Genomic DNA, 14,058 nt, shown 5'->3' with positions numbered 1-14,058 from the left:
CCGTCCCACCTCGTAACTGGTAGAAAGTACGGAAAGTACGATGAAGAGAACGACGACAGCTCTCGCAGCATGTGTCACGCTACTTTTGTCCGGCTGCGGAAGTGACACCGCGGAGAACAGCCCGTCCGCCTCGTCATCGACGGCGGCCACAGCGTCTGCTCCTGCAAGCGGCACGACAGCCGAGACCCTCGACCTTCCGGACGCACATTCCTTGACCGGGCTCTCCGAGGCGGAAGACATTCCCGATCCGGAGCCGATTGAGGGGAGTTACGCGCAGCAGCTCCCCGCGACGGTGACGGATGCCGAGGGTAACAGTGTGACAGTTACGGACACCTCGCGAATCCTCGCACTGGACCTGTATGGCACGTTTTCCCGAACGGTGATTTCGCTCGGCTACGGCGAGAATATCGTGGGGCGAACGGTCTCTTCCACGGAGAATCAGCTGGCCGACCTCCCGGTTGTCACTGAGAACGGGCACTCGCTCAATGCGGAGGCAATTCTTGCCCTCAATCCGACGGTTATTCTCGCGGACCGTAGCATTGGGCCTCCTGAGGTCATTGACCAAGTGAAAGCAGCGGGTATTCCAGTGATCATTCTCGATTCGGAACGGTCCATCGAATCGACCGGGCCGCTTATCCAGTCGGTTGCCGACGCGCTTGGGGTACCGCAGGCCGGGCAAGCCCTCGTGGAGCGTACGGAAGCTGAGACGAATTCGGCGATTGAACAAATCGCACAGTGGGAGCCCGAGGAACCCCTGCACATAGTCTTTCTCTATGTACGCGGGACGGCAGGCGTGTTCTTCATTCTGGGTGAGGAAGATGGGGCGACGGCGTTAATCACCGCACTCGGGGGCTACGATGTTGCCAGTGCGAATGGAATCACGGCGACAACCCCGGCGAACGCAGAGGCTTTGCTCACTTTAGATCCAGAGGTAATTCTGGTGATGTCCGGCGGCTTGGAATCCACGGGAGGCGTTGACGGTCTCCTCAGCCGCGCGGGAGTCAGCGAAACGCGCGCGGGAGCGAACCAGAGGATTGTCTCGATCCCCGATGGTATTTCACTCTCGTTTGGTCCGCAGACCGGCGACACCTTGCTCGCGATAGGACGGGCACTGTACGGGGTGGATGACGCCGGGTGAGTGCCGCAACGGATGTTGGCGGTCATCCGCTGGAAATTGCCTTGCCGATGCGGGGGCGCGACGGCGACGCCGAGCCGTCTGCTGCCTCTGCCGGGCTGCGTCGCCGTCGTCGGCGACGGTTGATCACCTTCGGCATGCTGGTCGCGTGTGTCCTGGTACTGGTGACGGTGTCAGCATGTGTCGGCCAGTATCCCGTGTCGGCTTCCGACGTGTGGCGTGCCCTAGCTTCTCGTATCGGACTCGCGAAGCCCGTAGATGACCCCGTTGTCATCGCCGCGCTTTGGAACATCCGTTTTCCGCGCATTGTGCTGGGCCTACTCATAGGTGCGTCGTTGGCAGTCGCCGGCACGGTGATGCAGGCCGTTTTCTCCAACCCCCTTGCCGAGCCAGGCATTATAGGGGTCTCCTCCGGATCGGCCGTCGGCGCCTCGGTCGCGATTGTGCTTGTACCACATGCGCTTGGTGGCTTCAGTGTGCCGTTGGCGGCTTTCTGTTCCGGCCTGTTCGCCGCCATGACGGTTTACCTGCTGTCCCGCTCCGGCGGAAGAGCAGATGTGCTGACTCTCGTGCTCGTCGGCATCGCGATAACGGCGGTGTGCACGGCCTTGACCTCGATTGCCACCTATTTGGCACCGACGGCGGCACGTGACCAGATCGTCTTCTGGCAGATGGGATCCTTGGGCGGGGCGACCTGGATGCAGGTTGCAATCGTTGGAGCCATTGCGCTCGTGGCGCTGCCCTGTGCGGTGCTTCTGAGCCCTTCGCTTGACACGCTGGCGCTGGGCGAAAGCGCCGCGGGCCATGTTGGGCTGAATGTGGGGCGACTGCGCCTCGTCGCAATCGCCCTGAGTGCGTTACTGACTGCGGCGGCTGTCAGCTATGCGGGGGTGATCGCCTTCGTCGGGCTGATCGTGCCACATGTTCTACGGCTTGCCATCGGCCCACTGAACCGGTTCTTGATTCCCGCCACCATGTTGGGAGGCGCGGCACTTATCACGCTCTCGGATACTGTCGCCCGTACACTCATACCGTTTGCCGACCTCCCCATCGGTATCTTCACCGCCCTGGTCGGAGGGCCAACCTTCTTTATTCTGCTGCGGACGAAGCTCCGCGGCGGTGGGAGGATGCCATGACACACCACCCCCACACCCGAGCGACGGAGAAGGCCGAGATGCACGCGGTCGCGATAGATGGGCACAAGATCAACTTCTCCTACGGTCGTCGGCCCGTTCTCCGCGATGTCAACGTCACGGTCCACCATGGGGAGGTCTTCGGCCTGCTTGGCCCCAATGGTGCGGGCAAATCAACCCTACTCGGCGTCCTGGCCGGCGATCTGCGCAGCGACGGCGGCGTTATGCTCAACGGCCGCGCGCTGACGGAGTACACGCGGCGCGATCTGGCGCGCGTTCGTGCGGTTATGCCGCAGTCGAGCGAATTTCCGTTCTCTTACCTCGTGCACGACATCGTGCATATGGGGCGTTCATGTTGGCGTAAGGACCCTGTTCGGGATGAGCAAGTTGTGTGTTCCGCCATGCAACGCACAGAGGTAGCGGAGATGGCTGACCGCGATGTTACAAGACTCTCCGGCGGAGAGAAGGCGCGGGTGACACTTGCGCGTGTACTGGCACAGGAGACGCCCATCGTCTTCTTAGATGAGCCGACGGCGGCCCTCGACATCGCACACCAGGAACGGACGATGGAACTGTGCGCCGAACTTGCCGACGGCGGTGCCGCCGTCGTCGCGGTGATGCACGATATTCAACTGGCCGCCACCTTCTGCGACACCGTTGCCCTCATGCGAAGCGGCCGCATCGTCGCCTGTGGTCCTCCCGCCGATGTCCTCACCTCGAAGAGGTTGAGCACGGTATACGACTGGCCGATCGAAGTAGTCACACTTCTCGGTGGTAAAACAGCCGTTATGCCCGTGCGGCGTGGCCGCGGACGGTGATACGAGCGCATATGCCTCAAATGGCGAGGCATGTGCAGAAACATGAAGAAGCATGACAGAGAAGATGAAGGAGCACGATGACAAGCCGTGAACACGCCCGGTCTGCAGGTGCGGATCGCCGACGAAGGCGGGGGCCATCGTACCGGCAGGTTGTTCTTACCCCGTACGGTCAGCGGGATATCCGCATTGTGGCGGTACTCCGCCTGCTGGCTGCAAGCTGTACCGCAGTGGCCTTGATCGCCACCGGATCGGCATTGGGCCGGGCCTGGAACGGGCAGGAACCGGCAGCGCTGTGGATCGTCGCCGCATGCGGCGCGGTACTGGCCGGTGTCTGTGCCTTCGCGGAGATCAAGTATGGAGGTGCGGCGGCCCGAGCGGAGGAACGACGCATCCGCCACCGGCTCCTGGAAGTCGTTTTCCGTTCTGCCACTCTGCCGCGCAACAACGAGACCGAGTTCACCTCCGCGCGCCTGATCACGCTGATGGCCGATAACCTGGAGCGCCTGACCGAGTACCGACAGACGTATTACGGCGCCACAGTTGCCTCCATCGCCATTCCCTTCCTCACGCTGGGGTATGTGGCGATAGCAATTGATCCGGTGGTCGGGTTGCTCATTATGATGCTTTGCCCGTTGATCCCACTCCTGATCGTCGCCTTTCGGCGGGCCTTCCGGAAGACCTCGGCGCGTTCTAGGTCTGAGCGGGCCAAGTTGGCGGGCCGTTATCTCGACGCCATCCGTAACTTGGTGACAATTCGCCTGCTGGGGCGGGCCCGCGTATTGAGGCGCAGTTGCGCGAGCAGGGGGAGAAGAACCGTGGCGCCATCATGCGCCTCCTGGCCGGAAACCAGGTCGTGATTATTGTGATGGATGGACTGTTCTCCTTGGCGCTTATCTGCTGCACAGCCGCGGTTACCGTGGCCCGCGTGCACGCCGGAGCAGTGACGGTGAGTCAAGCGCTCACGATTATGCTCCTTGCGGCGCTGCTCCTAGAACCGCTCGTCCAGGTGGCCGGCTTCTTCTACATCGGCATGGGAGGTATGGCCGCAGAGCGCGCCATCGGCAGGTACCTTTCGTCCGCTGAGCGCGCCGTATCCGAGACGACGGCTGCGGAGAGCTCCACAACCGGTGTGGCAGCCACTGGGAACATGGGAAAGCAAAGCGCATCAACCGTGCAAGCCACCGCGTCGGAAGCTTCAACAGCGACGGCGGATGCTGCCGCGCTCGCCGGAGAATTCCCGGCTGTCGATCCGGCACTCGCCATCCAAGCGGACCACCTCACCTACGACTACGGCCGTGGCCCGGTGCTACACGGCATTGATCTCGCCGTGCCACAGGGAGGCAAGGTCGCAATTGTCGGGCGCTCGGGTGCCGGCAAGTCGACATTGTTGGCGCTCTTGCGCGGCTCACAGCCCCTGCAGGGTGGACGTCTCCTGCTGGGTGGTGAGAACGCCGCAGATCACAACGCTGCGTGGATCCGCAGGCAGAGCGCATCGGTGGCACAGACAACATGGCTGTTCACCACCACCATCGCGGAGAACCTGCGCCTGGCCCGGCCCGATGCCACCGAGGAGGAGATGTGGGCGGCGCTACGGAAGGCTCATGTGGCGGAGGATATAGAGCGCATGCCGCTGGGATTGAACACTCCGGCCGGAGAAGAGGGCGCGCTGATTTCCGGTGGCCAGGCCCAACGCCTCTCTCTAGCCCGGGCCTTCCTTTCCGGGCGTCGCATCCTGCTGCTGGACGAGCCGACGTCGCAGATCGATATGGAGTCGGAGGCGCATATCATCAACGCGATCACCGAGCTGGACCACGACTGGACCGTTCTTATCGTCACCCACCGGCCGTCGCTGCTGCGGCTCGCCGACAGCGTATGGGAACTCGACGGTGGTGTTTTACGTGCGTACGCGGATGTTGAGAAGAAGACAGCATTGCGGACCACCGCAACGGAAGGAGAACGGTGATGAGTTCAGCCAAGAACCCGAACCTGTTCCAGTTGGTGCGCTGGTTGACATCGATCACTCGGCCCGTGCACAAGCCTCTGCTCGCATCCACCTTGTTCCGTCTGGTCAATCTCAGCCTGGACATTACGCTCTTCGGTCTGGCCGGCGGTGGGGTGGTTGCCATTGTCACCGGTCATGCCCACACATCGCTCATCCTCGCACTGCTGGTCGTGATCGCGGTGCTGAAAGCGGTGGCGTACTACCTGGAGCAACTCACCGGCCATTACGTCGCTTTCAAAGCTCTCGAATTACTGCGAACCGCCGTTTTTGCACAGCTGTGGCCGAAGGCGCCCGGAATTGTCGCTCATTCACGTTCCGGTGACGTGTTGACCAGCCTGACCCGCGACGTCGACCGTATCGAGGTTGTGTACGCGCATACCTTCGCCCCCGTCGTCTCCGCCTATATCGTGCCCACTGCAGCGATTCTCGTCACCGGTGCGGTTGTGGGATGGGGGATCGTCGTCATCCCCGCGGCGTGTATCGCGTTGGCGCTGCTCGTCGTTCCCTTCGTCGGCCTGCGGCGTTCCATGAATGCCACCCACAACACGCTGGAGTTACGGCGTGACCTCTCACATCACCTCTCGGATTCCGTGTTCGGCACCGAAGAAGTGGTCGGCTACGGGCGGCAGGAGGAGCGTGTGGACCAGTCGGATCAGCTCTCCGCCACGATTTCACACAGTGCGGCAACGGCACGGACGGCCAACGCTTTTCGCCGTGGCGCGAATACCCTGCTCATGTTGGTATCGGTGGTCGGCGTCGCCGCCTGCTGCGCGCAGGGCGGGCAGACTGCCGTGCTCACGGCGGCACTGACTGCCGGCACTCTGCGGTTATTCGAGGGGCCGCGCGGGGTGGAGGATGCCGCCGGCTATCTCGACCACTCGCTGACGGCTGCCCGGAGGCTCTGGGATATGAGCCATGCTCCGGCCGCGGTTGGGGATGGGCCGGAGGAGTATGCGCCGAACACGGCACCGGCGATCACTTGGGAGAATATCTCCTTCGCGTATGAAACATCGGAGGGCGGCGCGGCGGCATTCGCATTGGATAACGTGTCGATTCACGTGCCGCCCCGCGGGCATGCCGTGTTGGTCGGACCGTCTGGCTCGGGAAAGACCACCACCATCCATATGCTGCTGCGCTACGCCGATCCCACATCCGGCCGGGTGCTTCTGGATGGTGTGCCGATCTCCCGCTACACCCTTGACTCGCTGCGCCGTGCCGTCGTCGTGGTTGCGCAGAAGAATCAACTTCTGGATGCCACCATCGGTGAGAACATCCGCCTCGGAGCGCCCACTGCCAGCGACGACGAGGTCTGGAACGCCCTGCGTCTAGCCGGGTTGGATGAGGAGATCCGGCAGATGCCCGATGCCCTGGCAACGCCTGTGGGGCAGAACGGCAGCAGACTCTCCGGCGGCCAGGCGCAGCGCCTGTGCCTGGCGCGCGCCCTGCTGATGAAGCCGCGTGTGCTCGTCCTCGACGAGTTCACCGCCAATCTCAACACGGCGCTGGAAGCAAGAATTCGCGAGAACCTTGCCCGGGCGATGCCGGAGCTGACCATTGTCGAGGTGACGCACCGTTTAGAGTCGGTAGGTGACGTGGATCAGGTCATCGTGTTGGATCGCGGCCGTGTTGTTAACGTGCGGACCGGTTCATAGTCGGAAATGATCATGTAACGGGCGATATGCTCATTGCCAGCGGGAGGCGAGTAGGCTGGTGGCATTGCCTTTAGAGGAGGACACCATGCCACAACTGCGATCAGCAACGTCGACAACTGGCCGTAATATGGCGGGCGCCCGTGCCCTTTGGCGCGCCACCGGGATGGAGTCTGAGGATTTCGGTAAGCCGATTATTGCGGTTGCCAACTCCTACACGGGCTTCGTTCCCGGGCATGTGCACCTGAAGGATATGGGTTCACTCGTATGCCAGGCCATCGCCGAGGCAGGTGGAGTGGGGCGCGAGTTCAATACCATTGCCGTTGATGACGGTATTGCCATGGGCCACGAGGGCATGCTCTACTCGTTGCCGTCACGCGAGATCATCGCCGACTCGGTGGAGTACATGGTTAACGCGCATACGGCCGATGCTCTCGTATGCATCTCCAACTGCGACAAGATCACTCCGGGCATGCTGATGGCCGCGTTGCGCCTGAATATCCCGACGATTTTCGTTTCCGGCGGTCCGATGGAGTCTGGTGCTGCGGTGGAGGGAGTGGTCGATCATCGTACCGACCTCATCGATGCCATCTCTATTTCCGTCGACGACGCCGTCAGCGATGAACAGCTCGGACGCGTCGAGGCCAGCGCCTGCCCCACCTGCGGCTCGTGTTCCGGCATGTTCACCGCGAATTCCATGAACTGCCTGACGGAGGCACTCGGCCTCTCCCTGCCGGGTAACGGTTCCACCCTGGCCACTGCGGACCGGCGGAAGAACCTCTTCCTGGAAGCCGGTCGGCGGATCGTGGAGCTGGCAAAGCGTTACTACGAGGAGGACGATGAATCCGTTCTGCCTCGCAGCATCGCCACCCGGGACGCCTTCCTGAACGCCATGGCGATGGATATTGCCATGGGCGGCTCCACCAATACGGTGCTGCATATCCTTGCGGCGGCGCAAGAAGGCGAAGTTGATTTCACGCTGCGGGATATTGATGAATTGTCTCGGCATGTTCCCTGCCTGGCGAAGATCGCGCCGAACTCCACACAGTTCCACATCGAGGACTTCCACCGCGCCGGAGGTATTCCGGCGCTGCTCGGTGAACTCTTCCGGGCGGGTCTGTTGCGTGACGGCGTGCATTCCGTTCATTCCAGTGATCTGAAGTCCTGGTTGGAGAGGTGGGACATTCGCGGCACGGCGCCCAGTGCGGAGGCGCTGGATCTGTTCCACGCCGCGCCGGGTCGGGTACGCACGACGTCGCCATTCTCACAGGACGCGAGTTGGGAGTCGCTGGACCTTGACTCGGTCGCTGGTTGCATTCGCGCCGTGGACCATGCGTATACCGCTGACGGCGGCCTGTGCGTACTGTTCGGCAACCTGGCCGAGGACGGTGCAGTGGTGAAAACCGCCGGTGTTGACGAGTCATTGTTCCACTTCGAAGGTCCTGCGCGGGTGGTGGATTCCCAAGAGGCGGCAATCGAGTTGATCCTTTCGAAGTCGGTGAATCCCGGCGACGTCGTCGTGATCCGTTACGAAGGCCCGAAGGGAGGGCCCGGCATGCAAGAAATGCTCTATCCTACCTCGTTCTTGAAAGGTTTGGGCCTGGGCAAGGTGTGCGGTCTTATCACCGATGGCCGGTTCTCGGGTGGAACCTCCGGGCTGTCGATCGGGCATATCTCGCCGGAGGCAGCAGGCGGTGGCGCCATCGGTTTGGTGCGGGAGGGCGACACGATCATCATCGATATCCCCACCCGCCAGCTACGGGTCGCCGTGGACGATGCGGAGCTGGAGCGTCGGCGCCAAGCGATGGGTCCGACGCCGTGGCGGCCGGTGCAACGGGACCGGAAGGTTTCCAAAGCACTGCGTGCGTATGCCTCCATGGCGACATCGGCCGCCTACGGAGCGGTGCGGAAGATCGACTGAGATAGCGGAGGCTCTATTGCCCGGGCCTCGGTCTGCTATGGATCTACCAATGTCTGTGAGAGCAACCGTGATAGGGGTGAGCGCTGACCGCGACTCTCACTTGATGAGCGTAGCGGTCTTGGCGAGCGTGGCGGTGAAATCAACCGCGGTAGGGCGGATGCTAGATGAATACGTTGTTGATCAGCGGGTATTTTGACCTGCGTAGGACTCCCTGCCCATATTCAGGCGCGTGTGGCGGGGATACTTGTAGTGGTCAAATTGAGACGGGTGCGCGTGAGCATGACAATGCGTTGACTTTGCGCCGCTGAAGGGAGAAAAACCAGGTATGACAGCCGTCTTCAACTATCTTGCGGAGCAGTCGGTGCTATTACTGTTCCTCCTTGTCGGGGTGGGCATGCTGCTGGGCAGAATCAAGGTCCGCGGAGTGAGCTTGGGCGCGGCGGCAGTATTGTTCCTCGCCATAATCATTGCTGCCTGGGGGCAATCCAACGGGGTGGAGGTCGCCGTTGAACCGGTGATCGGCACACTCGGCCTGCTGCTCTTCGCCTTTGCTATTGGTAACAATTCCGGTGTCAGCTTCTTCCGCAGTTTGCGGCACGCGGCCGGGCCTAACCTCGTCATGATCGGCCTGTTCATTGTGGCGGCAAGCGTTGCCTACGTCATGGGTACACGCCTGTTCAAAATGGACATCGCCACCGTGGCAGGCGCGTTCGCCGGCGCAACTACGAACACGCCTGCGTTGCTCGCCGCCAGTGACGCATCCGGCGACGGAGCTGCGGCGACCGTCGGCTACGCCATGGCCTATCTTTTCGGCGTTATCGGGATGATTGCCGCCTCGGGTATCGCACTGCGCCACGCCGCCAATGATCAGGACGCCCCATCGGTTGTTACTCATGTATCAGTTCGTGTTGAGCGCACGGATCGGCCGAAGCTCAGCGATGTTCTAGCGCAAGCGAAGGGAAGCATTCAGATTTCGCGGCACCGGCATGGCGAAGAAGGGCCGATCTGGATCCCCAACGAGGATGACATCCTAGAGAAAGACGACCTTGTCAACGTGGTTGGCGCCGTCGATGATGTGGATGAATTTATCAAATTGCTCGGCCACCGATCTTCACATTCCCTCCGCGCTGATCGTCGTATCCTCGATTTCCGCCGTATCACGATTTCGGAGCCGAGACTGGCCGGCAAGACCATTGCGGAACTTGATAGGGAGCTCGACGAACGGTGGGGTGCGAAGATCTCCCGCGTACGCCGCGGCGATACCGACATGCTTGCGCTGCCGGGTTTCATGGTGGAAATGGGTGATCGAGTGCGGGTAGTTGGTCCGACCCTCAAACTCAAGGAGATCTCCCGCTGGTTCGGCGACTCGGCGAAGGGCCTGACCGATGTCAACCCGGTTGCACTCGGTATCGGGCTGGCGATCGGTATCTTCATAGGCGAGATTGATATCCCGGTTCCGGGTGGCGGTAGTTTCTCGCTCGGTGCTGCGGCGGGTGTACTCATTATGGGTCTGATTATGGGCCGTGTGGGCAGAATTGGCCCTCTGGTGACGGCACTGCCGAATACGGTAAATTCAGTGCTCGCAGAGTTCGGTTTGCTCATCTTCCTCGCGCAGGCGGGTACTCGTGCCGGTGGTCAGATCGTATCGGCCTTCACCGGTGGGCATTGGTGGAAGATACTTATTCTCGGTGCCGTTATTACCTTGATTATGGCGGTCGGCTTGTACGTTGCGATGCGGGGCATTTTCAAGATGGGTGGCACGCAACTCTCCGGTTTGCTGGGTGGCGCCCAGACCCAGCCGGCAGTTATGGCCTTCGCTAACGGACGCACCGGCTCGGATCCTCGTGTGGCACTTGGGTACGCGCTGGTGTACCCCGTAGCCATGATCACGAAGATTCTTGTGGCACAGGTGCTTGGCGGTATGTAAGGGCCGCACCAGATGCCAGTCTCGGATCGGCGTTCTGGCCTGGTGTGCCGGGATACTCGGCGTGCCGAGATGCGAAGCAGAGAGTGAGAATACCGACGGAGAGGATCCGTCGGCATTCTCAACCAGTTAGGATCACGCCTCAAGTGCTAAGAGATGCTTTATTAGGGCGTCGTCGATAATCCCGCGCAGGCGAGCGGCGGCACCGGACGACGTGTCCTCGCGCGAGTCCAGGCCGTTGCTGTGGGTGACACTGACAATCGCACCATTGTCGATGCGGAACCTCCAGTCCAATACGCCGTCAATCTCCACGTCGATGCTGCTGACGTCGGGCACCCAGATGCTTGCCGGGCGGGCGAGCCCGCTGCGGTCAGAGGGGTCGATAACGTGGAAGGCGACCGGGTCGGCGCGGTCTGCGCCCTCGTTTACAAGGCGCTGCACGAGCAGAAAGACGAGAGGCGAGGGGATCGCATCCTCGGGTTCATATTCGAGAGAAAGCGCATCAAGAATGATCGGGTCATCCGTGTCTTCGGTGTATTCGCAGCGCGTCCACGAGTTACCGGAGAGGAGGACGCGACTCGAGAACCGCTCGCCGTTGCTAAACGCCGTCTCTGTGATGAGTTCGGTTTCATCCCAGCGTCGATACAGTAGTCCGACCGGCTCGTCGTGCGAGGTGAAGACCTCCCAACGTGTGTGCACCATGGGGTTAGTGTATCGGTGACATGGGGTCGGTGGTGACCCACGCGAGGAGTGGAGACGGTGTGTGCAGGACACGGGTGTCCGGCGGGTATGGCCGTATGCGGAGGGCGGCATGGTGATGCGTTTCGGCATGCGAATGGTCATGCGTGGAGCACACGCGCCGGACCAACATGTGAGAACGTGATCCACTATGTGAGAAGATTGCGCTTCGGTTTGCGTGGGGCGGGGTAGCTCGCTACTGTGATGCACATGACGACTTCACTGGTACGTATGTAGCGCGCCGCACTGGTTCGCTACTTGTGTGCCGCGCCCCTCGATCGAGGGGCTTTTTTATTGCCACCATCGAATATAGGAGGAAACATGGCCAAGACACCGACTCCGGCCGATGTGGCCGCCAGTCGTGCTGCCGATGCAAGCACGCACGGCGGACGCATCATCCGTGAGAAGTCCACGGGCGCCAGATCGATTATCCGCTCGCTCCAGGAGCTCGGCGTTGAGGTAGTGTTCGGCCTGCCCGGCGGCGCGATCCTACCCACCTACGATCCGCTTTTTGATGCGGAGGGTATGAAGCACATCCTGGTGCGCCATGAACAGGGCGCCGGGCATGCGGCCGAAGGGTATGCGGTGGCCACCGGCAAGGTCGGGGTGTGTATTGTGACATCCGGCCCGGCGGCCACGAATCTCGTGACTCCGCTGCTGGATGCCAATATGGACTCAATTCCCATGGTGGCAATTACCGGGCAGGTGGGCGTTTCTTCCATCGGTACCGATGCTTTCCAGGAAGCCGACATCGTCGGTGCGACCATGCCGGTGACCAAACACTCCTTCCTGATCACCAATGCCGCCGAGATCCCGGCGCGAATCGCGGAGGCTTTCTATATCGCCTCGACCGGTCGTCCCGGCCCTGTGCTGGTGGATGTGACCCGCTCGGCGCAGGTGGAGGAGGCTGACTTTGTGTGGCCGCCGGTGCTCGACCTACCCGGATACCATCCGGTGACCAAACCGAATGCGCGCCAGGTGCGGGAGGCGGCCCGGCTGCTGGCGACGGCGTCGCGCCCCGTTCTGATGGTTGGCGGCGGTGCGATCCGCTCCGGCGCCTCGGACGATACCGTCAAACTGGCCGACATGTCCGACGCCGCCGTCGTGACGACGATGAATGCTCGCGGTGCCGTGCCCGATTCGCATCCGCATAACCTCGGGATGCCGGGTATGCACGGAACTGTCGCCGCTGTGGCCGCGCTGCAGAATGCTGATCTTATTGTTGCCCTCGGTTCACGTTTCGATGACCGGGTGACCGGCTCGCTGGCGGGTTTCGCCCCGGAGGCGAAGGTCGTCCACGTGGATATAGACCCCGCAGAGATCTCGAAGAATCGCGACGCGGATGTGCCGATTGTAGGCGATCTGAAGGAGACAACCGCAGAACTGGTCAAGGAGTTTGAAGCGGCCGTTGAGCAGTACGGGAAGGCCGATCTGTCACCGTGGTGGGAGCGGCTGGACTCGCTGCGTGAGACCTACAAGATGACGTGGGATGAGCCCTCGGACGAGGCGATGGCCGCTCAGTACGTGGTCTCGCGTATCGGCGAAATCGTGGGCGGCGACGATGTCATTTATGTGACCGGAGTCGGCCAGCACCAGATGTGGGCCACGCATTTCCTCCCCTTCGAGCGTCCGCGCCAGTGGATCTCGTCGGGCGGTGCAGGAACCATGGGATATGGCGTGCCTGCCGGAATGGGCGCGAAGCAGGGGTGTCCAGAGAAAACCGTGTGGGTGATCGATGGTGACGGCTCCTTCCAGATGACCAACCAGGAGCTGGCAACCTGCCGACTCAACGGCATCAATATCAAGGTGGCCATTATCAATAATTCCTCCCTGGGCATGGTCCGCCAGTGGCAAACCCTGTTCTATGAGCAGCGGTACTCGCACACCGAGCTCGACACTGGCATGGGAACTGCACGTGTGCCAGATTTCGTCAAGCTCGGCGAGGCGTATGACTGCGCCGCCTGGCGCGTGGAGGATCCCTCCGAGGTTGACGATGCCATTCGGAAGGCAATGGAGATCAATGACAGGCCCGTGGTGATTGACTTCGTCACCTCGCCGAATTCCGAGGTGTGGCCGATGGTTCCCGCCGGACTTTCCAACGACCAGATCATGTATGCACGCGAAATCTGGCCGATACTCGACGACGACAACGCGTGAGAGGAACAAGAAGCATGAACACTCGTCATACACTGTCCGTTCTCGTTGAGAACAAGCCGGGCGTTCTGACCCGGGTGGCCGGCCTCTTCGCGCGCCGCGCTTTCAACATCCATTCCCTGGCGGTGGGAGAGACGGAGGATCCGGCCCTTTCCCGTATTACCCTGGTGGTGGATGCCGCCGAGCTCCCGCTGGAGCAGGTAACCAAACAACTGAACAAGCTCGTCAATATCATCAAGATCGTGGAACTGGAGCCGGAGTCATCGGTGCAGCGTGAACTGCTGCTGGTGAAAGTGGCAGCCGACGACGCAACGCGAACCAATGTGTTGCAGGTTGTGGATCTCTTCCGCGCGCACGTTGTGGACATGGTCCCCGATACGGTGACGATCGAAGCAACCGGAAGTGACGGTAAGGTCAACGCACTGCTGGCCGCGCTGGAACCCTATGGTGTTAAAGAGATCGTTCAGTCTGGAACGGTTGCCATCGGCCGTGGTAGCCGCTCACTGTCCGAGCGTGTCTCGGCGGAAATGCAGCTGCGCCGCGCGTGAGGCAGGGAACACCGCAGGCGAGCGGTCGGGGCGCGC

At 61.7% G+C, this 14,058-nt stretch carries 11 protein-coding genes; 10 read left to right on the top strand and 1 reads right to left on the bottom strand.

Annotated elements, in window-relative coordinates:
- The first annotated feature begins 40 nt into the window (after positions 1 to 40).
- The 8 genes from DDD63_RS08775 (at position 41) to DDD63_RS08740 (ending at position 10,585) form a co-directional block, all read left to right on the top strand.
- Positions 41 to 1,138: an ABC transporter substrate-binding protein gene (locus tag DDD63_RS08775; protein ID WP_108716049.1), complete on the top strand. Its 1,098-nt coding sequence runs from the start codon at positions 41 to 43 to the stop codon at positions 1,136 to 1,138.
- The gene (locus tag DDD63_RS08770) at positions 1,135 to 2,271 is read left to right on the top strand and encodes an iron ABC transporter permease (RefSeq protein ID WP_240611235.1); all 1,137 of its coding nucleotides are present in this window, start codon (positions 1,135 to 1,137) and stop codon (positions 2,269 to 2,271) included. The genes DDD63_RS08775 and DDD63_RS08770 overlap by 4 nt, the downstream gene beginning before the upstream one ends.
- Positions 2,268 to 3,086 carry a heme ABC transporter ATP-binding protein gene (locus DDD63_RS08765; protein WP_240611234.1) on the top strand — a complete coding sequence of 273 codons (819 nt, stop codon included), beginning with the start codon at positions 2,268 to 2,270 and terminating at the stop codon, positions 3,084 to 3,086. The genes DDD63_RS08770 and DDD63_RS08765 overlap by 4 nt, the downstream gene beginning before the upstream one ends.
- A gap of 77 nt (positions 3,087 to 3,163) precedes the next feature.
- Positions 3,164 to 3,943 (top strand): ABC transporter transmembrane domain-containing protein, encoded by a 780-nt coding sequence (locus DDD63_RS08760; RefSeq protein WP_108716047.1) that lies wholly within the window; start codon positions 3,164 to 3,166, stop codon positions 3,941 to 3,943.
- Positions 3,877 to 5,049 carry an ATP-binding cassette domain-containing protein gene (locus DDD63_RS08755; RefSeq protein WP_240611233.1) on the top strand — a complete coding sequence of 391 codons (1,173 nt, stop codon included), beginning with the start codon at positions 3,877 to 3,879 and terminating at the stop codon, positions 5,047 to 5,049. The genes DDD63_RS08760 and DDD63_RS08755 overlap by 67 nt, the downstream gene beginning before the upstream one ends.
- A complete protein-coding gene (locus tag DDD63_RS08750) occupies positions 5,049 to 6,740 on the top strand; it encodes an ABC transporter ATP-binding protein (protein WP_108716045.1) in 1,692 nt (563 codons plus the stop codon). Before DDD63_RS08755 ends, DDD63_RS08750 begins: the two co-directional genes overlap by 1 nt.
- A gap of 127 nt (positions 6,741 to 6,867) precedes the next feature.
- Positions 6,868 to 8,658: a dihydroxy-acid dehydratase gene (gene ilvD / locus DDD63_RS08745; protein ID WP_240611486.1), complete on the top strand. Its 1,791-nt coding sequence runs from the start codon at positions 6,868 to 6,870 to the stop codon at positions 8,656 to 8,658.
- Between the two features lie 325 nt (positions 8,659 to 8,983).
- The gene (locus tag DDD63_RS08740) at positions 8,984 to 10,585 is read left to right on the top strand and encodes a TrkA C-terminal domain-containing protein (protein WP_108716043.1); all 1,602 of its coding nucleotides are present in this window, start codon (positions 8,984 to 8,986) and stop codon (positions 10,583 to 10,585) included.
- A 132-nt stretch (positions 10,586 to 10,717) separates the two neighbouring features.
- On the opposite strand, the gene DDD63_RS08735 is transcribed toward DDD63_RS08740, so the two are convergent.
- The gene (locus DDD63_RS08735; RefSeq protein WP_108716042.1) at positions 10,718 to 11,284 is read right to left on the bottom strand and encodes a hypothetical protein; all 567 of its coding nucleotides are present in this window, start codon (positions 11,282 to 11,284) and stop codon (positions 10,718 to 10,720) included.
- A gap of 357 nt (positions 11,285 to 11,641) precedes the next feature.
- On the opposite strand from DDD63_RS08735, the gene DDD63_RS08730 reads away from it, so the two are divergent.
- Together DDD63_RS08730 and ilvN are read left to right on the top strand one after the other, a co-directional pair.
- Complete coding sequence (locus DDD63_RS08730) at positions 11,642 to 13,477, top strand: acetolactate synthase large subunit (RefSeq protein ID WP_108716041.1); 1,836 nt, start codon at positions 11,642 to 11,644, stop codon at positions 13,475 to 13,477.
- Positions 13,478 to 13,491: 14 nt separating this feature from the next.
- Positions 13,492 to 14,022, top strand: coding sequence for an acetolactate synthase small subunit (gene ilvN / locus DDD63_RS08725; RefSeq protein WP_108716040.1), 531 nt, complete (start codon positions 13,492 to 13,494; stop codon positions 14,020 to 14,022).
- The last annotated feature ends 36 nt before the right edge of the window (positions 14,023 to 14,058 follow it).

Origin of the sequence: Actinobaculum sp. 313, assembly GCF_003073475.1 — a bacterium.
Lineage (GTDB): Bacteria > Actinomycetota > Actinomycetes > Actinomycetales > Actinomycetaceae > Asp313.
The sequence above is the reverse complement of the archived record's forward strand: the minus strand, read 5'-3'. Positions and strand labels throughout refer to the sequence as shown.

What these genes read in the sequence shown, in the direction of transcription:
- DDD63_RS08775 (WP_108716049.1), top strand. Translation starts at nt 41, where the DNA reads ATGAAGAGAACGACGACAGCTCTCGCAGCATGTGTCACGCTACTTTTG.
- DDD63_RS08765 (WP_240611234.1), top strand. Translation starts at nt 2,268, where the DNA reads ATGACACACCACCCCCACACCCGAGCGACGGAGAAGGCCGAGATGCAC.
- DDD63_RS08760 (WP_108716047.1), top strand. Translation starts at nt 3,164, where the DNA reads ATGACAAGCCGTGAACACGCCCGGTCTGCAGGTGCGGATCGCCGACGA.
- DDD63_RS08750 (WP_108716045.1), top strand. Translation starts at nt 5,049, where the DNA reads ATGAGTTCAGCCAAGAACCCGAACCTGTTCCAGTTGGTGCGCTGGTTG.
- ilvD (WP_240611486.1), top strand. Translation starts at nt 6,868, where the DNA reads ATGGCGGGCGCCCGTGCCCTTTGGCGCGCCACCGGGATGGAGTCTGAG.
- DDD63_RS08740 (WP_108716043.1), top strand. Translation starts at nt 8,984, where the DNA reads ATGACAGCCGTCTTCAACTATCTTGCGGAGCAGTCGGTGCTATTACTG.
- DDD63_RS08735 (WP_108716042.1), bottom strand. Translation starts at nt 11,284, where the DNA reads ATGGTGCACACACGTTGGGAGGTCTTCACCTCGCACGACGAGCCGGTC.
- DDD63_RS08730 (WP_108716041.1), top strand. Translation starts at nt 11,642, where the DNA reads ATGGCCAAGACACCGACTCCGGCCGATGTGGCCGCCAGTCGTGCTGCC.
- ilvN (WP_108716040.1), top strand. Translation starts at nt 13,492, where the DNA reads ATGAACACTCGTCATACACTGTCCGTTCTCGTTGAGAACAAGCCGGGC.